This is a genomic window from Sellimonas intestinalis, from assembly GCF_001280875.1.
Taxonomy (GTDB): domain Bacteria; phylum Bacillota; class Clostridia; order Lachnospirales; family Lachnospiraceae; genus Sellimonas; species Sellimonas intestinalis.
The window spans coordinates 185,263-206,881 of record NZ_LGAJ01000009.1 but is presented as its reverse complement, the minus strand read 5'-3'; the positions used below and the strand labels follow the sequence as shown (position 1 = coordinate 206,881).

17 protein-coding genes and 1 other RNA gene are annotated in these 21,619 nt (G+C 47.9%); 2 read left to right on the top strand and 16 right to left on the bottom strand.

The window, feature by feature from the left end:
- Positions 1-4: 4 nt before the first annotated feature.
- From abc-f to leuC, 10 genes are all read right to left on the bottom strand, one after another.
- A complete protein-coding gene (abc-f, locus tag AOA56_RS10435) occupies positions 5-1,507 on the bottom strand; it encodes a ribosomal protection-like ABC-F family protein (RefSeq protein WP_024732123.1) in 1,503 nt (500 codons plus the stop codon).
- Positions 1,508-1,811: 304 nt separating this feature from the next.
- Positions 1,812-2,687: a YihY/virulence factor BrkB family protein gene (locus tag AOA56_RS10430; RefSeq protein WP_051411847.1), complete on the bottom strand. Its 876-nt coding sequence runs from the start codon at positions 2,685-2,687 to the stop codon at positions 1,812-1,814.
- Positions 2,688-2,726: 39 nt separating this feature from the next.
- A complete protein-coding gene (locus AOA56_RS10425) occupies positions 2,727-4,094 on the bottom strand; it encodes a SpoIID/LytB domain-containing protein (RefSeq protein ID WP_024732121.1) in 1,368 nt (455 codons plus the stop codon).
- A gap of 131 nt (positions 4,095-4,225) precedes the next feature.
- Positions 4,226-4,408, bottom strand: a non-coding RNA gene (ssrS, locus tag AOA56_RS15605) — 6S RNA.
- 39 nt (positions 4,409-4,447) lie between these two features.
- Positions 4,448-6,661, bottom strand: coding sequence for a transglutaminase-like domain-containing protein (locus tag AOA56_RS10420; protein ID WP_162224701.1), 2,214 nt, complete (start codon positions 6,659-6,661; stop codon positions 4,448-4,450).
- 29 nt (positions 6,662-6,690) lie between these two features.
- A complete protein-coding gene (locus AOA56_RS10415) occupies positions 6,691-7,758 on the bottom strand; it encodes a DUF58 domain-containing protein (protein ID WP_024732119.1) in 1,068 nt (355 codons plus the stop codon).
- Positions 7,755-8,717 carry an AAA family ATPase gene (locus tag AOA56_RS10410; protein WP_024732118.1) on the bottom strand — a complete coding sequence of 321 codons (963 nt, stop codon included), beginning with the start codon at positions 8,715-8,717 and terminating at the stop codon, positions 7,755-7,757. The genes AOA56_RS10415 and AOA56_RS10410 overlap by 4 nt, the downstream gene beginning before the upstream one ends.
- 102 nt (positions 8,718-8,819) lie before the next feature.
- Positions 8,820-10,313, bottom strand: a complete 1,494-nt coding sequence (gene thrC / locus AOA56_RS10405) for a threonine synthase (RefSeq protein WP_024732117.1) — start codon at positions 10,311-10,313, stop codon at positions 8,820-8,822.
- Positions 10,314-10,459: 146 nt separating this feature from the next.
- A complete protein-coding gene (gene leuD / locus AOA56_RS10400) occupies positions 10,460-10,954 on the bottom strand; it encodes a 3-isopropylmalate dehydratase small subunit (protein WP_024732116.1) in 495 nt (164 codons plus the stop codon).
- A gap of 3 nt (positions 10,955-10,957) precedes the next feature.
- Positions 10,958-12,229, bottom strand: coding sequence for a 3-isopropylmalate dehydratase large subunit (gene leuC / locus AOA56_RS10395; RefSeq protein WP_024732115.1), 1,272 nt, complete (start codon positions 12,227-12,229; stop codon positions 10,958-10,960).
- A gap of 203 nt (positions 12,230-12,432) precedes the next feature.
- Here leuC and AOA56_RS10390 point away from each other — a divergent pair, with 203 nt between their 5' ends.
- Together AOA56_RS10390 and feoB are read left to right on the top strand one after the other, a co-directional pair.
- The gene (locus AOA56_RS10390; protein ID WP_024732114.1) at positions 12,433-12,657 is read left to right on the top strand and encodes a FeoA family protein; all 225 of its coding nucleotides are present in this window, start codon (positions 12,433-12,435) and stop codon (positions 12,655-12,657) included.
- Positions 12,657-14,705, top strand: a complete 2,049-nt coding sequence (gene feoB / locus AOA56_RS10385; RefSeq protein ID WP_024732113.1) for a ferrous iron transport protein B — start codon at positions 12,657-12,659, stop codon at positions 14,703-14,705. The genes AOA56_RS10390 and feoB overlap by 1 nt, the downstream gene beginning before the upstream one ends.
- A 123-nt stretch (positions 14,706-14,828) precedes the next feature.
- Here the strand turns inward: feoB and AOA56_RS10380 are convergent, their stop codons facing one another.
- The 6 genes from AOA56_RS10380 to araA form a co-directional block, all read right to left on the bottom strand.
- Entirely contained in the window at positions 14,829-16,193 is a 1,365-nt protein-coding gene (locus AOA56_RS10380) for an aldehyde dehydrogenase (RefSeq protein ID WP_024732112.1), read from the bottom strand.
- A 16-nt stretch (positions 16,194-16,209) separates the two neighbouring features.
- Positions 16,210-17,061 (bottom strand): PHP domain-containing protein, encoded by an 852-nt coding sequence (locus AOA56_RS10375; RefSeq protein WP_024732111.1) that lies wholly within the window; start codon positions 17,059-17,061, stop codon positions 16,210-16,212.
- Positions 17,062-17,167: 106 nt separating this feature from the next.
- Positions 17,168-17,899: an ABC-2 transporter permease gene (locus AOA56_RS10370; protein WP_024732110.1), complete on the bottom strand. Its 732-nt coding sequence runs from the start codon at positions 17,897-17,899 to the stop codon at positions 17,168-17,170.
- Positions 17,900-18,331: 432 nt separating this feature from the next.
- Positions 18,332-18,775, bottom strand: a complete 444-nt coding sequence (locus tag AOA56_RS10365; protein WP_024732109.1) for a DUF6465 family protein — start codon at positions 18,773-18,775, stop codon at positions 18,332-18,334.
- A 111-nt stretch (positions 18,776-18,886) separates the two neighbouring features.
- On the bottom strand, positions 18,887-19,927 hold the full coding sequence (locus tag AOA56_RS10360; RefSeq protein WP_053769625.1) for an aldose epimerase family protein: 1,041 nt from the start codon (positions 19,925-19,927) through the stop codon (positions 18,887-18,889).
- Positions 19,928-20,088: 161 nt separating this feature from the next.
- A complete protein-coding gene (gene araA, locus AOA56_RS10355; protein ID WP_024732108.1) occupies positions 20,089-21,588 on the bottom strand; it encodes an L-arabinose isomerase in 1,500 nt (499 codons plus the stop codon).
- Positions 21,589-21,619 lie beyond the last annotated feature (31 nt).

Here is a 21,619-nt window from a genome sequence, read left to right as displayed (position 1 = left end):
ACCTCTAAATTCCCGTACCGGACGCTTCGTCCAGATACCGGATTTCAGTTGCAGTGCGGCTTGTAAAGACACTGTCATGCTCCACAAAGACCATTGTCGGCTGGCGGGAAAGAATCAGCTCCTCTATCTGAATCCTCGTAAAAATGTCGATATAATTGAGCGGTTCGTCCCAGATATACAGATGGGATGGTTCACAGAGGCTTTTTGCCAAAAGAATCTTTTTGCGTTGTCCCTCGCTATACTCCTCCAGCCGTTTGTCAAACTGATCTCTGGAAAGATCCAGCTTTCTAAGCACCGCCCGAAACAGTGCCCGGTCCAGCCCTGCCCTCTCTTCCATCTCCTCCAAAGTTCCTTTCAAACCGGAAGAATCCTGGCTGACAACGGAAATCTTCAATCTGCTGCCAATACGGATCTGCCCTGCGTCCGGCTCTTCCACCCCCGCGATCAGCTTCAGGAGGGTAGATTTCCCACAGCCGTTTCTTCCCTTCAGGGCGATCCGGTCGCCACTGCGGATTTCCAGAGAGAATTCCCGAAAAATCTGTCGTTCTCCTCTGGCAAAGGAGATTTGATCCACCGTCACCAGACGCTCTTTGTCATAGACAAGCGGAAACATTTTCAACGCTTCTGTTTCCTCGATATTTTTCAACAGTCCGGCCTTTTCCCTTGCCGCCCGCTCCATCCGATGCTCCAGTACCTTGGAACGCTTCATCATCTTGGCCGCTTTGTGTCCGATCGCGCCACGGTCCGGCTTTAAGCCTCCTATCCTGTGTCCGGTCTTTTCCTTCTCCTTTTTTCCGGCCCATCGTCCCGCTTCTCTGGCAGCGTCCTCATAGTGCCGGATTTCTTTCTTTAATTTCTCGTTTTTTCCCAACTCCATCTGATCCCGCAGCTTCTTTTCCCGCTGCCACGTACTGAAATTTCCCCGATAGATCCGGATGCCGGAGCGCTCAAGCGCCATTGTATGATCTGTACAGGAATCAAGAAGTTTCCTGTCATGGGAGACAAGGAGAAATCCCTGTTTCTTCTTTAAGTAGGAGGCAAGCATCTCTCTTCCTCCTTCGTCCAGATGATTGGTCGGCTCGTCGATTAACAAAAAGGCATGCTCCTTGGCAAACAGTACCGCAATCTGCATCCGGATCTGCTCTCCCGGACTGAGCGTCCCGTATCGCCTCTCCAGTATCCCCGCGTCCATACCCATCCATTCCATCTCTCTTAATACCTTCCAGAATTCATACTCCGGATCAATCTCTTCCAGAACTTCCATTGCTGCTCTGTCTTTCTCCCGGATCACGGTCGGAAAATACTCCGCCGTCTCTGCCATCTGAATGTTACCTCTGTACGGGTATTCCCCCTTGAGAAGCTTTAAAAATGTTGTCTTTCCCGTCCCATTTCTGCCAATCAGACCGGTCTTCCAGCTTGTGTCCAGAAGGGCATTGACATGATCAAAAATCATCTCATAATGGGTGTCATAGGAAAATGTAAGATCTGTAACCTGAATCTGTGACATGATATCATCCTCCTTTACGGCACACACGCAGAAAGCTGCATACCTCCGGACCGCTGCCATAAAAAGAAGCCATGAAAAGCTCCTCTTTTCATGGCCACCGCCTGTTCTTCATCAAATATAGAAAAAAAGAATGTCGCTTCCTGCAATGCGTACACACAGAATCTGCCTCTCGCATCTTCCGTGTACTTATCTGTTTCATTGTCTTAAAATTTGCAGGAAGTATCGATCATCCTTTCACCTCATTTCTGTAACTTTGCGCTTTTAGTATACTGTCCGAGATGTCTTCTGTCAAGTCTTATCCTGATCATTGCAAAAGATTACCAAAATCCCGCACATCAGGATCATGTGGAAGGTCTTTATCCAGATTGTCACGAAAGACCGTGATATTAATCACGCCGCCAAGCAAAATCATATACATGCAGAAATACAGCCAAAGCATAACTAAAATAATCGTTGTCAGGCTACCGTACATGGTCGAAAACCCTTCAAAAATATCCAGATAGACGGAAAAAATCAGGGAAATCACCTGCCATCCGACAGCACTGAATACCGATCCCGGAATCTGATGTTTCCACTTCGTCTTGATCTTCACATCCGGAAGAAACCGATACAACAACATACAGAACAACATCATCACTCCGATTGTCAGGGTCGTCCGGATTCGGATCAAAAACTCCACCGCTTTTTCCAGAACCGGTACATTCATCTCTACAAACACACTGATTTTATTCCCGAATACCGCCAGCAGCAGGCACGAGATAATCACCAGAAGAAAGAGCACCGTATAAACGGAAGCTCTGAGACGCAGATAAAAATAATTCCTGGTCTCCTTGCTCTGGTAAATACAGTTAAGCCCTGATGTTATGGCAAGTACACCCCGTCCCGCAGACCACAGCGCCACCAGGATCGTCACAGGGATCATCGCCTTAGACTGGCTGTAAACCTCATTGATGATGGAAATCAGAAACGGCGTGACTGTTTTTGGAAAAACTTCTGTCACCGCTTTCATCACATCTGTCCTGGTTACCGGCGTGTACTGTACCATCGTCAGAAGCAGTAAAATAATCGGAATCAGTGACAGCACAAAGAAAAAAGCGGACTGAGACGCATATGCGCCCACATGATTTAGCACAGCCCGGTCTAAAATTTTCTTTATCCATCTCCACTGTTTTCTGATCATAACGTTCCTCATTCCAGTTCATTTCCAGTTATCATACCATCAATTCGCAGCAATTTCCACTCCATTGTAAAACATTTTTAATATCGCTTTATAATCTTTCCCTCTTTTCGCCATTTCATTCGCCCCATTCTGACTCATTCCGATCCCATGTCCATAACCTCCTCCTTCAAGATGAAAGGAGGCCCCGTTCTTCTCAATCGTAAAAAAAGCACTTGGCAAAAGTGCGGCGGATGCCGCCACAGAGCCGTCCTGCTTTTTAATCTCGTATCCGCTTCCCCCAAGAGCGGACCGAATCTTATTTTCCGTCTGAATGGTGGCGGTTCCTTTGTCTCCGGTGACTTTCATCTCCAACGCCACTTCGCCCTCTCCCCGTCTGGTGATCTCGATTTGAGAGATAGTTCCCACATCCTGTCCGGTATTCAGTCCAAAGAGATTGGAAAGCGTATCCACCGGGATATCACAGTTCCAGGAAAACCACGGCAGGTCCTGTTCATAACAGACCCCTTCTTCCTCCACTTTTACAGCTTTTAAATAAGAGTTGGCATCGGACACCTTCGTCCCCCAAGCCTCCACATTCGTTGTCCTGCCGCATGACGTGGAGAAATAGTACGCCTTGACAACTTTGCCCTGGTAGAGAAGTTTCTCCCCGCGCGTTGCATCCACCGCCGCGATGGTTTTCTCCTGTTCCTTCGAATTCCCATAGACCTGATAAGCGGTACTGTCATCTACATTAGCCCTGTACTCTGGATAAGCCTGCCCCTCCATATGACAGTAAGCATAGCTCCTTGCACAGACTGCCTGGGCTTTTAACGCCTCTTCTTCATAGGAAGCTGGCATCTCGCTCGGCACCACGGCATAGAGATACGATTCCAACGGCAGTTCGTTGATTACCGCAATTCCCTGCGCCGTCTGATAGAGCTCCAGCTCTCCCCGGTAAGACGGAATTCCAGAGCCCCGCTTCAGACTGGAAATTGTGATCTTTTCCCCCTCCTTTTTCGGACGGACCCGGATCGTCCCACCCTGAAAGAGCGTATCGTCCGGAGCAATCGTCACAGACTCACCTTCCTTTGTCTCCCGCTTTTCCTTTGTCCCCTCCAAAGTGAGTCCTCCTGCCGCCGAAAGCGAAACATTGGGATGTACCTCTCCAGCATAACCGTTCGTCCGAAGGAGCACCCGGATCACAGTCTTGTCCGCCTTCCCATCTGTTTCCTTCTCTTTCTGGTTTTCTTTCTCCTTTTCCCCGGGCTGTTCCCCGGACTTCTTCTCTTGACTGCTCTCGGCCAGTTCTGTCTTCTCGTCCCGGCTTTCTCCTCCTGTTATCATATGTACGAGCCCCACGCATAAAAAAAGGCTCAAGATAATACCGCCGAAATAATACAGAAATTTCCCATCCCAACGCTTTTTCATCTTCCGCACCTTGTCCGATCACATTTATCTTAATGTATGTCTCTGCTGATTTTTATATGTATCTTTCTGTCCTTTACCCGGACAGAACGTAAAAAGCAGCCGTAAAACGACTGCTCTTTCTCTTTGATGTGTATCCCCCCAAAATGCCGGCTCCTGTATTTTGACTCCTAGCAGTCCGCTAGGTGGGCAACCGCATCTGCTTTTCTGTCTTCCACTGATTAGATGAGGCCTGACATATTACAGAGATAATAGGAATCCCGTTTAAAGTATTGTAGGTTCAAAATTACAAGAGTTATCGTACATTTCAGGTTAGATTTATTATACCGTATCCGCCTTCATCTTTCAATATTTATTTAGAATCCTTTCCCAAAGAGGAACAGAAATTTCTGGAAAAGTCCTTTTTTCTCCAGAATCTTCACCCGCACCTGGCGGCAGAGTATTTTCAATTCTCTATACGCTGTCTTTTCGGTCCTCCCTTTCCCAAACGCTGTCTTCAGCACCTGACGGATTACCGGTTCCGTTTGGCTTCGTTCAATCTGGTACTTCGTTTCTAAAACTGTACAGAATGCTTCCTGTTCTTCCGGAAGCGCTTTATTACCGTCAAATTCCAGCATCCCATAGAGAATCCGGTACATACGCAGATACTTTTCCTCCTTTGTGCGAGACGTGCGGATCTTTTTCCACTGTCTGCCATAAGCGAAGAACAGCCCTGACGCCATCACGAACGCCGACACAGGAACTACCCAGAGGAAGACCGGTATCGCCCCTTCTTTTCCAGAGCTTCCCCTGACGCCCTCCTTCCCGGACCTGGCGTCATTTTCCGGCTGCTTTGGCTCATCTGAAACTTCCGGTATATTTTGCTGTCTGTCAGGTTCCGGGGATGAATCGGTCTGCGGATCCTGGACCTGCACATCTTCTCCTTCCGGATCCTTATCCAGGATGATCTTCTCCAGTCCCTCTAACTGATTCTCATAATATCCCGGCGTCATCTCTGCCGGAAACCATCCGAATCCGGGCAGATAAATTTCTGCCCAGGCGTGAGCGGCATGATCCGTAATCTCTGCCTTGTATGTTCCATCCTCCGTCTCGTGAAAATCCGACGGCCTTGCAACATATCCAGACACAAACCTGGCCGGAATTCCATTCATCCGCAGAAACATTACGCCTGCGGAAGCAAAGTGTACGCAGTACCCCTCTCTGCTTTCATCCAGGAAATACATAATGAAGTCCTCGCCCGCAGGTGTCCGCCCCGGACTTTTTGTATAACTGGCTCTCACATCCAGATAACTTGCCATAGCCTGGACCGTCCCCCGAACCGTACGCCCGCTTAATGCAGTCGCAGTACTCTCCCATTTTGCGCGAAGCTCTTCTGGCACTTCCAGGTACCTGTCATATACAAACTCCTCATATTCCTGCGCTGCATCGGATGGCTCATATGCAATCCCCGAGATATTCTTCTCCATCGCTCCCACGTCACCGGCAAGGATCGCTTCCACCGTGTAAGTACGTCCCTGTCCTTTACTGAAGGTGTCGCCATACATCTGCTCTGTCTGATCGTGTTTATATGGAAAATACCCGTATTTTCGACTGGCTCCTCTTCTTGTAATCTCCGCCTTCACAGGCAAAAAGTCAAGTCTGTCCCGGTTAGCGTATGCCGTTTCATACTCCCTTTCCCGAACCGTCTTGATTTCCCGTTCGGAAAGGGAGCCGGTATCCCCGGATTTTACCCAGCTATTCTTGCGGTAGTCCGTTCCGATATATCCCTGGAAATAAACGGTACTCTCCGGGCGCCCGGAAAGCGTGACCTCAAGCTGGACTTCCCCGCTTTCTTTCATCTCATCGACCGTCCCCATTCTCCCATCTGTTACACCGCCGATGGCCGTCCGGGTAAAAAAATCGGCAATCCGGCCCTGCCAGACAATCGGATTAGAAAAGAATGACTCCATCTCCCCCTTCGGTATCACAGCCCCAATCAAAAGTGCGGATGCCGCTGCCAACATAAGGGGCCTTCCGGCACTGTCCGGGCTTGCCAGAAGCAGGCACAGTACCGCGCATCCAAAGAACGCCGCACCTTTCATCTGGATTGTCAGACCGTGAAGAAATGGGAAGGAAAACGCCGCCGCATACAGAATCATCGTGATGATCCGCAGTTTCCGGACAGAGCCAGCCAGCATACAGACTGTCAGAAAGATTCCACAAATTCCAAGCAGTCCCCATGTCAGAGCCTCCCCTTCCAGGGAAATCTGAATCCTGCTTTCCTCTCCTTTCATATATGCTAGGACTGCCCAAACAGATCGTTCAAGCATTTCCTTGCCATCCCCGGCCGCCTCGCTTTTCACAAGAAAAAAGCAGATTACCGGGAAGATTCCTACAAGCCTCCCTACTACAGAATCGTTTTCCAGCCAGACATATGGTAGCCAGAAAACTCCAAAAGACACAATCCCTGCCGCAAGCACCGGCATGAGAAAGACATCCCCAAACACCGGCACAAAGGCAAAGATCAGTCCCGATCCTGCCAACGATGCTGATAACAGAAGCCAGAAGCGTTCCCCTCTATTCTTACCCATCGTTTTTGTGTCCATACTCCCTCATCACCTTATATTTCCAATACCGTGCCGCTTAGTTCCTGTACAAACGTGTTCTCGTGAAACCACAGCGTATCCTCCTCTCCACAACGGATGGAGAGATCCCCGCTGATTCTCACTGCTTTCCGGTAAGGTTCAAAAAATTCGTACCGATACATCGCCTCATCCAGCACATCCAGATCAGATACCCGCGTCGAGGAAAGCGCTAAAAGCCAGTCATAAAACGTCTCTTCATCCTTTACAAGAAATCTGCGGAAAATCTGGCTTTCCCGCTCTTTCCACACTGCATAGAATCGACAGGATTCCTCCACAAGGGCATGTCCGACTGATGCCGCCAGATTCAGAAAAACCGTATTCTTTGCGGGAAACCTGTCTTCCTCTTTCCGGGAAAGCAGCACCACCACCGCCGCCCCAAGCGGAAAGCTGAATTCCTTTAAGTAAAGCTCCTCCGTACGGGCACTCAGTTTCCAGTGGATCTGTGCGATTCTGTCCCCGGGCTTGTACTCATGGACGTCAAATACCTCCGATGCATCGTCCCCTCCCCGGTCTTTTGCATACTCCTCCCCCTCCGTTACGAAGAGACGGACGGCCTTACTGATCTCGGCAAATACCGGATAGGCCTTCGGCACGACATGAATCTCCACCGGCTCAGAGACAAAGCGACGAATCCGGATATAGAACATCCCGGAAGCATCCCTTGTCACCGCTTTTTTGATTTCCCACACCTGCTTCCCGCAGACCGTGGCATGATACGGGAAAATCAACGTCTGTCGCCCGCCTTTTTTCAGATCCCGCACAACCTTCCTGTTCTTTCCCATCCAGAGCCACAAAACCGGAATCCGAAACGCTCCACAATTTTCCACCACAAAGGGGATATGCAAAGTCTCCCCCTCTTCTGCCATCTGTAAATCTCCCTGAGGACGAATCTTGATACGAACGCTCATCAACTTGGCTTCCAGATAAAGTACTGCCGGAAATACCAGTTCCACCACAAGAATCGTTCTGCCTTCCGGCCAGTCATAGACAAGATTCAGATAACATGTGGCGAGCAGTGCCGCCAGGTACAACCATTTTTTCATTCTATTCTCCCTTTTCCTGCCTTCGGCTTTTTCGTCCCTGTCAGGATTTCCTCAATCACCTGGGTCGAATCCATTCTGGCCGCCCGCGCCTTGGCGCTCAAAAACAGTCGGTGCACCGTCACATCCGGGAAGACACTCTCCACATCATGCGGGATGCAAAACGTTCTTCCCTCCAGATAGGCATAAGCTTTTGCTGCTTTAGCAAGAGCAATCGTCCCTCTTGGGCTGACGCCAAGCCGTACCATCTGGTGATTTCTGGTCGCCTCCACAAGATTTCCAATATATTGGTAGACTGCATCGTGAATATAAACCTCCTCCACCTCTTTTTGCATTGCAAGCAGAAGGTCCTTGTCCATGACAGAGCGGACCGCATCCGCCGGACTACCTTTCTGATTTCCCTTAACGATCTCGATCTCTGACTGAATATCCGGATATCCCATGGAGATACAGATCATAAACCGATCAAGCTGGGACTCAGGAAGCATCTGAGTTCCCGCAGAGCCGAACGGATTCTCCGTAGCAATCACAATAAACGGCTCCGGAACCTCGTACGTCCTCTGATCTACCGTCACCTGCCGTTCCTCCATGACTTCCAGAAGCGCCGACTGGGTCTTCGGAGACGTCCGGTTGATCTCGTCCGCCAGAAGCAGGTTACACATTGCAGCTCCCGGCTGATAGACAAACTGCTGCGTCTTCTTGTCATAGAGGGAAAAACCGACAATATCCGCAGGAAGCACATCCGGGGTAAACTGGACACGGTGCCGCAAAAGTCCCATACTTTTTGAAAACGCCACTGCCATGGTCGTCTTGCCAACGCCCGGAATATCCTCGATCAGGATATGACCTCCAGCTAAAATCGCAGCCATCACCTTTTTTATACAATCCTGTTTTCCAATGACCGCCTTTTTCACTTCCTCTATCACCGAGGCGGCAACCATCATTCCATATGTTTTTTCCATAGCCTGTCCCCTTTTCTTTTTTCTTATTGTATCATATCAAGATAAGAAGAACACTCTATATAAAAAATTTAACTTGTTCCGGCCAGATCGAATCTCTTGTCATCATCTCAGTCCTAAAATTTCCCGCACTGTCTGCTCCATCTGCGCACCGTCACATTCTCTCGTATGACAGATTTTCGCATGCCGGATCTCCTCCACAGCCAATGGGATCTCTGTCCCCGAAATACGGCTCAGTTCATCGGCAAGACCGATCTCCTCCTGTTGCTCATATGCACCCGGATGAATCGCATCCAGCACGCTTTTTGCGAACTTGTACGGACTCGCCGTTGATGCGATGACCGTCTTCGTCTGATCGCCGCAATCTTTTTTATATGCATCGTACACCGCCGCCGCAACCGCCGTATGTGTATCCATCACATACCCGGTATTTTCAAAGGTGTCCCTGATCGCCTGTTTCATCTCTTGTGCGGAAGCATAGCCGGCTGCAAAATCCGAAAGCTTTGCCTTCATCTCTTCCGTGATGCCGTAGCTCCCTTTCGTTCTAAGCTCCTCCATCAACTCACAGTTCTTATCGGCGTTTCTTCCGGAAATCAGATAGATCAGACGCTCCAGGTTACTGGAAATCAGGATATCCATAGATGGGGATTCCGTCAGGACAAACTCACGATTCCTGTCATAGGTACCTGTACAGAAGAAATCAAAAAGCACCTTATTTTCGTTGGAGGCGCAGATCAGTTTTGCAATCGGAATCCCCATTTCCTTTGCAAAGTAAGCTGCCAAAATATTTCCAAAATTTCCTGTCGGTACGACTACATTGACCGGATCGCCCTCCTGGATTTCTCCATTTTTCAGGAGACCACCATAAGCGTAAACATAGTAAACAATCTGCGGCACCAGACGACCGATATTGATAGAATTGGCGGAAGAGAACCGAAATCCCGCTTCACGTAGCTCTTCTCTGAGCTTCGGATCCTCAAACATCCGCTTTACTCCGCTTTGTGCCTCGTCAAAATTACCGTGAATGGCGACAACCGCTGTATTCTTTCCTTTCTGTGTCACCATTTGAAGCCTTTGCACCTCGCTGACTCCACCTTTCGGATAAAAGACGATGATTCTCGTCCCTTCCACATCCGCAAAACCCGAAAGCGCTGCTTTTCCGGTATCTCCGGAGGTGGCGGTCAAAATTACAATCTCGTCCGTGACCCCTTGCTTTTTCGCCGCCGTCGTCATCAGATGCGGCAAAATGGAAAGTGCCATATCCTTAAAGGCAATAGTCGGGCCATGGAACAGCTCCAAATAGTATGTGCCGTCCACATTTGCAAGCGGAGCGATGGCTTCCGTATCAAATTTTTCATCGTATGCCAAACGAATACAGCTCTTTAGCTCTTCCTCCGTAAAATCAGTGAGAAACTGCTTCATCACCATATAGGCAGTCTCCTGATAGTCCATCCCGGCAATCTCCGAAAGGGACACGTTCAGCACCGGAATCCTCTCTGGCACAAACAGTCCACCTTCGTCGGAAAGTCCCTGCAAGATCGCCTCTGAGGCGGTCAGCATAACATTTTCGTTTCTCGTGCTCCTATAAAATAACTCCATGGCCTTTCCTCCTTATCTGGCTTCTCAATCTTACTGCAATGATCCCACAAACCGTGGAAACATTCTATTCATTGTCCAAAAGGGCGGCACGCTTTGGGAATATGGTGCCGCCCTTTTGATTTCGTCTGCCGGATACCAAGATCCAGCTAGCCCTTTAATTTCTGATTCGTGTAGTTGACAAGTCCGCCTGCCGCAATGATCTTCTGCATAAATTCCGGGAACGGCTGTCCCTGATACTCCGTCCCTTTCGTACGGTCATAAATCTTGCCGCTGTTAAAATCGATTTCCACCTCGTCGCCTGCTTCGATCTCCTCAGCCGCCTCCTTACACTCAATGATCGGAAGTCCGATATTGATAGCATTGCGGAAAAAGATTCTTGCGAACGTTTCTGCAATAATGCAGCTTACGCCTGCTGTTTTCAAGCAGAGCGGCGCATGTTCTCTGGAAGAACCGCAGCCGAAATTTTTTCTTGCGACAATCATGTCTCCAGGCTGTACTTTCCCGACAAACTCAGGATCAATATCTGCCATGGCATGGGAAGCCAGCTCCTGCGGGTCAAAAGAATTCAGATATCTTGCCGGAATAATCACATCCGTATCAACGTTATCTCCATACTTAAATACATGTCCTCTTGCTTCCATGATCTATTCACCTGCTTTCTCTGGATTTGCGATATAGCCTTTGATGGCACTTGCGGCCGCCGTCTCCGGAGAAGCAAGATAGATCAAAGAGTCTACATGTCCCATACGCCCGACGAAATTCCGGTTCGTGGTGGAAACACACTTCTCGCCCGCCGCCAAAACGCCCATATGGCCACCCATACACGGTCCGCAGCTTGGTGTGGAGAACGCACATCCGGCGTCCACGAATATCTCCGCAATGCCTTCTTTTAAACATTCCTTGTAGATTGCCTGAGTACCCGGAATGACGATCACACGCACATCCGGATGAACCTTATGTCCTTTCAGGATCTTAGCCGCTCTTCTCATATCCTCCATTCTTCCGTTTGTACAAGACCCAATGACGACCTGATCGATCTTGATCGGCTCCATCGCCTCTATCTCATCGATGGTATGTGCATTTCCCGGAAGATGAGGAAAAGCAACTGTTGGTCTTACTTCAGAAAGGTCGATCTCGATGACCTCGTCGTATGCCGCGTCCGCATCCGGTGTATAGATCGTATATGGTTTCTCAGAATGTTCTTTCATGTATGCTTCGGCTTTCTCATCTACAAGAAAAATCCCGTTCTTTGCCCCTGCCTCAATCGCCATGTTAGCCATGGTGAAACGATCATCCATAGAAAGCTCAGAAAGTCCATCTCCGACAAACTCCATGGACTTATATAATGCTCCGTCCACTCCGATTTTTCCGATGATGTGGAGAATGATATCTTTTCCGCTCACATACTTTCCCGGCTTTCCTGTGAGGACAAACTGGATTGCTGACGGCACCTTAAACCAGAGCTCTCCGGTTGCCATCCCTGTGGCGATATCCGTCGTACCGACTCCTGTGGAAAATGCGCCAAGAGCGCCATATGTACATGTATGGGAGTCTGCTCCGATAATACACTCTCCTGCTACAGTGATCCCTTTCTCCGGAAGAAGTGCATGTTCAATTCCCATCTGTCCGATCTCGTAATAATGAGTCAGTCCCTGATCTTTTGCGAATTCCCGGATTGATTTGGAATTCTCCGCCGATTTGATATCCTTGTTCGGTGTAAAATGATCCGGTACCAGTACAACTTTATTCTTATCAAATACCTTATCCGCCATCTGCCGAAATACCGGCACCGCCATCGGACCGGTAATATCGTTTGCCATTACAACGTCCAGCTTTGCCTCGACAAGCTGGCCTGCTGTTACTGCGTCTAATCCCGCATGTGCCGCAAGGATCTTCTGCGTCATTGTCATTCCCATGCCTTTTGCTCCTCCTGTTATTCTGGCTTACGCCTTTCTTCATATTTTATCATACTTCCGTATAGATGTGCAAGAAAAATCAGAGCGCAATCTGTTTTTTCGGCAGTCCAATCATCCGGAATCGCATTTCATATTTACGCTTTTTCAAATTTATTATATAATAGATATTGCATGAAAAATTTGTCGTTTAAAGGAGAATGAGCATGACGTTAAAAATGGGAACCAACCAGCACACCTACATCGTCCGCTCCATTCAACTGGAGCTTTCGCTCGAACGCAGGCTCGAAGCCCTCGGCCTTACCGAGGGTGCTCCGATTACCATTTTAAATAATGATAAAAAGGGAGCCATGACTGTTCGGTTCCGTGGGACCCGATTTGCCCTCGGGAGACGGATTGCTGACCATATTGAAGTGGAGGAGGCCAAGTAATGGGTGAGGTAATTAATGTAGGGTTCATCGGGAATCCAAACTGTGGAAAGACAACCCTGTTCAACGCCTATACCGGTGCCAATCTGAAAGTGGCAAACTGGCCGGGTGTGACAGTGGAAAAAAAAGAGGGCATGACAGAATACGAGGGCGATCGTTTCAAGCTGATCGATCTCCCCGGTATTTACAGTCTGACCTCCTACACAATGGAAGAGACTGTTTCCAGAGAGTGTATTATGAGTGATGATGTGGATGTGATTGTGGACGTTGTAGACGCTTCCTCTCTGGAGCGCAATCTTTATCTTACACTCCAGTTAATCGAGCTTGGGAAACCAGTCGTACTGGCTCTCAATATGATGGATATCGTAGAAGAGCGAGGAATGGAAATCGACCTGCACCGTCTCCCTGAGATGCTTGGCATCCCGGCAATCCCGGTATCCGCAAGGAAACGGACCGGACTTTCTATCCTGATGCATGCAGTCAAGCATCACGAAGGTCTTATCACCCAGGATCCGCTGATCCATCATCATCAGGAGAAGGAGGAACACTCTTCCCACCGTCACAATCACCATGCAGAGTACGCAATGGTGTACAGTGATGAGATTGAGGACAAGATTGACATTCTCATCGACCGCCTGTCGGCGCAGGATCCTGGTCTCACCAACAAACGTTGGCACGCTATCAAACTTCTGGAGCATGACCCTGTCGTGATGGAACGCCACCCGGTACAGCTTGCGGATGTGGCGGCAGAAAGTATGGAAAAAGAAATCATTAACCAGAAATATGATTTTATCGAGGAGATCATTCAGGAGGTACTCGTCAATAAAAGCCAGAAAGCAGAGCGGACCGAGCGGGTAGACCGCATTATGACGAGCCGTTTCCTCGGCCTTCCGATCTTCCTCTTCATTATGGCTTTTGTATTTTTTATAACTTTTACAGTGGGTGACTGGATGAAGGGATACTTTGAACTTGGTCTTGTCTGGTTCTCGGATCTGGTGTCAAACGGCCTGGAAGCTCTCCATGCGAACCCGCTGATCCGCTCCTTGATCGTGGACGGTATTATTTCCGGGGTCGGAGGCATCCTGACTTTCCTTCCGAATATTTTTATCCTCTTTCTGGCGCTGGCCTTTCTGGAGGACAGCGGATATATGTCACGTGTAGCCTATATCATGGATGATCTGATGAGCCATCTTGGACTTTCCGGACGTGCTTTCATCCCGCTCCTTCTTGGTTTTGGCTGCTCTGTTCCTGCTGTCATGGCATCACGGGCTCTGGAGCACCGTAAGGACCGCTTAAAAACGATTCTCGTCACCCCGTTTATGTCATGTAGTGCGAGACTTCCGATCTACGTCCTGTTTTCTTCCATGTTTTTCGGAAAATACAGGATGCTGGTCTGTTACTCCATGTATCTGCTGGGTATTGTAATCGCCATCGCGGCAGCCTTTATCGTCTCCCGGTTCGATGGCAGTAAGGCAGAACATGCCCTGCTCATTGAACTTCCGGAGTACAAAACACCAAACGCACACACGATTGCCATCTATGTGTGGGAAAAAGTGAAAGATTATCTCTCCAAAGCAGGTACGGTCATCTTCATCGCCTCCATCATTATGTGGGCTGTGATGAATCTCGGCCCGCATGGATTTGTATCGGATATTTCCGAGAGCTTTGGCTCCATCATCGGAAAGGCTCTCGTTCCGGTTCTTGCTCCGGCAGGGCTTGGCTACTGGCAGATTGCCGTGGCGCTCATCTCCGGTATCGCCGCCAAAGAGGTGGTGGTCTCAAGCTGCAGTGTCCTCTTTGGCATTGCCAATATCACGACTCCGTCGGGAATGGACAGCATGGTGGCCGTCCTTGGCTCCATGGGATTCGGAGCGGCGAACGCTTATGCGCTGATGGTCTTTTGCCTCCTCTATGTTCCATGCATGGCGACGCTTGGAACGATTCACCGGGAAGTAGGAAAGACAAGCATTACTGTTGCATTTGCGTGTTTTCAGCTCGTCATTGCCTGGATTTTCGCTGTGATCTTCTATCGGATCGGAATGATGTTTTAACAAAGCCCATATAAAAAAGAATCCTGTTTAGCAGGATTCTCCTGTCCATCGGGAACATTTAAGAACTAACGAAACCGTAGCCGACTTCTCATTTTTCTGTGGACGTTCTGCTACGGTTTCTTTTTACATTAATTTCTTTCTTGTTTTCAGATAATCCCAAAATGGCGGATACCAAAGAGGGGGATCCTCAAGAAGTGATTTCCTGATAATGCTCTTCTCATGGGTAAACGTATCAAAGCTTGCTTTTCCGTGATACTTTCGCATTCCGGGCTGTCCCGCTCCACCAAACAGCAAGTATGGCGTCGCGAGAGGAACGACAGTATCATTGATACATCCCCCTCCATAAGAGAACTCTCTTAAAATGAAAGACTCCCTTTTCTTGTCTTTCGTGAACAGATACAAAGCCAACGGTCTCGACTGTGCGTCGATAGCAGAGACTGCCTCTTTCAGATCGTAATACGACATAATCGGAAGAATCGGTCCGAAGATCTCTTCTTTCATCACGGCATCATCCCAGGTGACGCTATCCATCACGGTCGGCTCGATCTTCAGCGTCATACTGTCTGTCCGCCCTCCGTAAATAACCTTCCGCTCGTCCATCAGCCCACAGATCCGTTTGAAATGTCTCTGGTTAATGATGGAAGAATACTCCTCATTATCAAGCGGAGCAAATCCATACATCTTCTGGATCTGCTTTTCGATGTAGTGGATCAGCTTTTTCTTGACACTGTGCTGTACAAGGACATAATCTGGTGCCACGCAGGTCTGTCCCGCATTTAAAAACTTACCCCAGACAATCCTTCTGGCCGCAGTCTTCAAATCCGCAGTCTCATCCACAATACACGGACTTTTTCCGCCAAGCTCGAGAATGACCGGTGTGAGATGTCTGGCTGCTTTTTCCATCACGGACTTGCCGGCTTTCGGACTTCCCGTAAAGAAAATATAATCAAATTTTTCACTCAGAAGCGCCTCGTTTTCTTCCCGTCCCCCTGTCACTACCGTCACATAGCCGGATGGGAATACTTCCCGGATCATCTCCTGAATCATAGCCGATGTATGTACTGAATAGGAAGACGGCTTCAGCACCGCACAGTTCCCGGCGCTGATTGCCCCGATCAGCGGGGCCACGGTAAGCTGGAAAGGATAATTCCAAGGAGCCATAATCAATACGACACCATAAGGCTCTCTGTAAATAAATGAGAAAGATGGAAACTGCGTTGCCGGAGTTTTGACTCTTTTAGGCTTTGCCCAAAACGTCAGATGCTTCATGTTAAAACGGATCTCCTCTTTTACCATTCCGATCTCAGTCATATATCCTTCCGTACTGGATTTCCCAAGATCCTGACTCAGCGCTCTCAGAATTCTGTCCTCGTTTTCCTCCATCCATTTCAGAAGTTTTCTAAGGTAAAATATCCGAAATCCTGGTTTCTTTGTCTTCCCCATCTTAAAAAACTCTTTCTGCCGCCTTACTAATCTTTCGTACTCCATTCCTTCTCCTTTCCAACTAGTCTTTTAACTTCTGCATCTTTTCCTTTTTAGCTTCCCGGAGGTACGGGATCTCGATCGGATCGATCGGATCCACCGGACTTTCTACTTTCATCTTTTTCTGCCGGCTCCGGCGCTTTAAGAGCTCTCCGCCCTTATTGTAAAACCAGAAGCTGTAGGCAAGAAGCTTATTGGCCTTTCCGATCTTGTCTTTTACAGTCTTGTCATAGAATCTTCCTCCGGCTTTTACAATCTGATTCTTACGGATCAGATTAATGAGTTCTGTCTCGCAGGCTGCTGTTCCTGAAAACTCTGTATAAGCCGTGCTCACACACTCGATCTTATGTGCGTCACTCCCTCCGATTCCTGGCTTATGGTATTTTTTCGCAAGTTTTGCCGCACCCTCGTTGCTCTCCTCCGATTCACACGCATTAAATACTTCGATAAAATCAAATCGCTTGATCAGCTCCGGGGATTTATAGAAACGCTTTGTATTGGTAAAGCTTAAATATTTCTCACCGCATGGATGAGCAGGCCCAAGCACACCCCCGTTTTTGTGTACAAGATCAATCAACATCGCAAGCGGAAGTCCCCTCATTTCCAGGAGACGCATCTTGCGCCCCTCCGGCATGATAACAAGAAAATGTCCCGCATCTCTCGTATCGTACTCGATCCCTTTAAACACGATAAAGTCCTGGTATTTCTTCCCTTTCAGTTCGTTCTTCCAATACCGATAACCATTGTACGTGTCGTGGTCTGTTACAACCATCCCGTCATATCCATGATCAATCAGCTTATCAATATACTCTTCCAGTCCTACTTTGCTGTCAATAGACCCCTCTTTTACATGACAATGCATGTCCAGCTTCATATACAAGCCCCCTTTTGCTTCCAGGCTTATTATACCCTTTTTTTCAAAATACCAACAAGCTCATCGGCATTTTTTTCATTTGCGTATTCTGTTTTCTCTCTTTCTTCTAGTTGTCCGACTCTTCCTGTTCATCGGAATCCAAAACGTTTCTCGCCATCTCAATTTCAGACTCCACCGATTTCTTTTCCCGAATCTCTTTTGCCTTCTTTCGCTCCAGTCTCGCGATCTTACTGGACTTCATGGCATACTGGATACAGATTCCGACAACCGCAAGTACGGCGCTTACCGCATAAAATACAATCCTGCTCTCATATGGCAGATAATGGTAAGCGACAATTCCCCCAAGTACGCCTCCGCTGATTCCCATCACCGGAATGATCAGAGGATCTCCGAATACAGCCGCGAGAATCGCAAATATGAGCGCCACGCCGCCTGCGATTCCAAGTACCAGATAACCTTCTCCGCCGCCCAGCGCAGCCACACTTACAAAAACTGCGATCAAAGAAAATACAAATGCACCAAACTTCCTAAATACCGCTTCAAATGCGGCAAACACCAGTCCGGCCCCTGCGGATACACCGATCATCACCCAGCCTTCCAGATGCAGGAACCAGGAAGCCGTAAGGCCGGCTGTCACACCAAGCAGAAATCCCTGTATCGCAAACAGTACATATTTACACTTGGCGCCAAACAAAATCATCAGAAGCGCAATCACACCTGTCACCACAAAGGCTGCCGTTCCTCCCTTCGAAAAGATCCATGAAAAATCCATATTTTTCAGACCATCCTCAAAAAGCAGACGGCTGGTCTGATCTGCTGCTTCAAATATTCTTTCCATCTTTGTCTCTCCTTTGTATCTAATTACTCATTAGTTCTTTTTCTTCCTGCCTTTATTTTAATACAAAACTGATCTTCCCGCAACACGAAAGATGGACGCCGATGCTGCTCTTATCATCAACGTCCATCCTTAATTTGTTGGTTCTTCAGTCATTCGTTAACCTACCTTTTCTCAGATTATGTGAACTGTTCTTCTCTTTTCGGTGGTCTGTACCTCCTTTTCTGAAATCCCTTGATTTCTTTTCGTTTATCTTGTCTTGATAGTAGCACGTGCAGTTTATTTTGTCAATATATTTTTTAGTATTTTTTATTTTTTCTCTATATTTTATAATGCTTTGTATAAATTATCAGTCGATTTATATTCATCACCAATATAAAAAGATACCATACTGTCTCTGGGACTGTATGGTATCTCTTCCATACTTTTCTTGTATTAAAATGCAACTTTTCCGGAATCAGTTCCGTTAACCACATAATAAACTGCTGCTTCCTCCGGCTTTACATAAAGTGTGATATCTTTGATATCTCCCACTTTCTTTCCGTTTACCTTTGTCCAGTCTTTCTTGACTGCGGCAATCATCTCTTTTTCCTCTACTTCTTTTCCATAATACTGAACGAATGTCCGTACTTTGATCTCTTTTTTCGCTGGTTTCTTTGCAGTTGTCTTTTTTGCCGTTTTGACTGTCTTTTCTGTCGCTTCTTTCACCGCGTCCTTAACCGCGTCTGTCTTCTCTGCCACAACTTCTTTTACAGCTTCCGTCTTTTCCGCTACGACTTCTTTTACAGCTTCTGTCTTCTCTGCTGCTGCCTTTGCGGTCTCCGCGGCAACTGCTTCCGTCTTTGCAGCTACTTTTGCCAATGTACGTTTTCTTGCCATAATAAATCCTCCTAATGAAAACTGTGACCTGTTGTCATTCTATTTTGTCTTACCTCGCTAGCTGTCCATTATTATAGCACATTTTTTTCAAATTGCAAGGAAAGCGGCTTTTTATTCATCGACATTGAATTTATATACGGTTGTCGTCTGATAAGTCTCTCCGGCTTTGCGGATCGGAGCCTCAAACTGTTCATGGTGAACCGCGTCCGGGAAGTACTGGGTCTCCAGACAGACAGCGGCGTGTTTGCCGTAGATCTTCTGTCCTTTTCCTGTCTCGTGTTCAATCCCGTTTCCTGTGTACATCTGGATTCCCGGAAGGTCAGTATACACTTCCATGGAAATGCCAGTGTCCGGAGAGCTTACTTCCGCTGCCTTGATCAGACTTCCGCTGTTTCCAAGATCCCAGTTGTGATCATATCCTCCGCCAAGCTTCAGCGGCTCGTAGTCCGCTTTGATGTCCTGCCCAATCGCTTTTTTCTTACGGAAATCCATCGGAGTACCTGTAACGTCAATGAGCCTTCCGGTCGGGATCAGCATCTCATCCGTCTCTGTAAAAGCATCCGCATGTAGACACACCTGGTGGTTTAAAACCGGATCTCCCCCCTCCCCGTTCAGATTAAAATAGCTGTGGTTTGTCAGATTCAGTATCGTATCCTCCGATGGGATCCCCCGGTAGGAAATCCTCACTTCATTCTCGTCCGTCAAAGTATAGGAAACCTCGATTCTTACATCCCCCGGATATCCCTGATCTCCGTCCGGGCTAAACACAGCGAACGTAATGCTCTTCGTATCTGACTGCTTCACTTCCCAAAGTCTCTTGTTATAGAAATCATAGCCGCTATGCAGGTTATTTCCATTTTCATTTGCGTCAAGCGTATACTTCTTTCCACCAAGTTCAAAAGCAGCTCCTCTAATCCGGTTCGCATTTCTTCCCACGGTTGCGCCAAGAAAAATTGCCCCGTTTTCATACCCTTCCACATCGTCATATCCAAGGACTACATCCCTCTTTTCTCCGGTTCGGTCTTTCACTTTCAGACTGACAAGTGAAGCACCATAATCTGTAAGCTTTAGTTCCATTCCTGCCGCGTTTTCCATCGTATAGAGACTGGCCTGTTCTCCTTTGGCAGTTTGTCCGAAATTTTCTTTTTTCATATCATCACCCAATGCCCTCCCGGGGCTTCCTTTCTCTGCATATTTCTGTTCTCTATTTTACACCTAAATTCCCCACATGAAAAGAAGCATTACAAAGGGTGTCCGAATCGTTACGATTTTCTTTGTAATGCTTCTGGATGGTTTCTGATTTCTTCTCTTTCTTATTTCCGATAAGCAACGGAATTCCATCTGAGCTCATTTTTCAGTGTGCGGATATCTGTATCCTTGTCAATGTAAACCGCTTCAATGCCCATAGCGTCAGCCCAGTCCCCCATCTGCTCTGCTGTGATGTCGTAGGAAAAGGCGGTGTGATGTGCGCCTCCGCAGAGAATCCATGCTTCCGCTCCGGTCTGAAGATTTGGCTCCGGCGTCCAGAATGCAGTCGCAACCGGAAGTTTCGGCATCTGCTTTTCTGTCTTTTTGCAGTTGACACTGTTGATAATCAGACGGAACCGGTTGCCCAGATCAATTAGTGAAGTTGCAATCGCCGGACCTTCCTTTGCCGTAAAAACAAGGCGCGCCGGATCTTCTCTGTCTCCCATGCTAAGGGGCTGTACTTTCATGCTGATCGGACCGTCTGAAATAGTCGGACAGACTTCCAGCATATGAGCCTGCAAAATACCCTCTTTGCCCGGAACAAGATTGTATGTATAGTCTTCCATAAAAGAAGTACCCTTTGCATCCTTCATTCCCTCTGTCATAATCTTCATAATCCGGAGCATCGCAGCCGTCTTCCAGTCTCCTTCCGCTCCGAAACCATATCCTTTTTCCATGAGTCTTTGGATTGCAAGACCAGGGAGCTGTTTCAGGCTGCCCAAATCGCCGAAGTGTGTAACAATGGCCTGGTAATTTTTCTCCTCCAAAAACCGTTCAAAACCAATCTCCATCCGCGCCTGTACTGCCACATGCTTTTTAAATTCTTCAGGATCTCTCCCTTCCAGAAGAATATCATATTTATCATAGTATTCGTCAACAAGAGCATTGACTTCTCCCTCTTTGACGTCTTCTACTGCTTGGGCAATCTCATTGACCGGATAAGCGTCTACTTCCCATCCGAACCTGATCTGTGCTTCCACCTTGTCGCCGTCTGTAACGGCCACATTTCTCATATTATCCGCCACTCTCATAACGCGGACATGACTGCTCTCAATGACGCCCACTGCCGTACGCATCCAGGATGCGATCTTTTCCTGTACCTTCTGATCAGACCAATGTCCCACCACGATTTTTCTCTCAATTCCCATCCTCGTGAAGATATGTCCGAATTCACGGCCACCGTGTGCAGACTGGTTCTCGTTCATAAAGTCCATATCAATGGTGTCGTATGGTATTTCCTGATTAAACTGAGTGTGCAGGTGCAGCAATGGTTTTCTGTACTCCTGCAGTCCGAGAATCCAGGATTTTGCCGGAGAAAACGTATGCATCCAGGTAATGACGCCGGCGCAGGTCTCATCTGTATTAGCCTCATTGAACGTCCGGCGGATCAGCTCATTTGTGATCAATGTCGGTTTCCAGATAATCTCATACGGAAGTACACCGGATGAATTCAGCGCCTCCACAATTTTCTGTGCGTGCTCTGCTACATGGGCAAGACATGCGTCTCCATAGAGATCCTGGGATCCTGTGCAGAACCAAAATTGGTACGTTTTCTGTTTTAACATTTGTTTGTCCTCCTGCTTTTTATTCATTTCT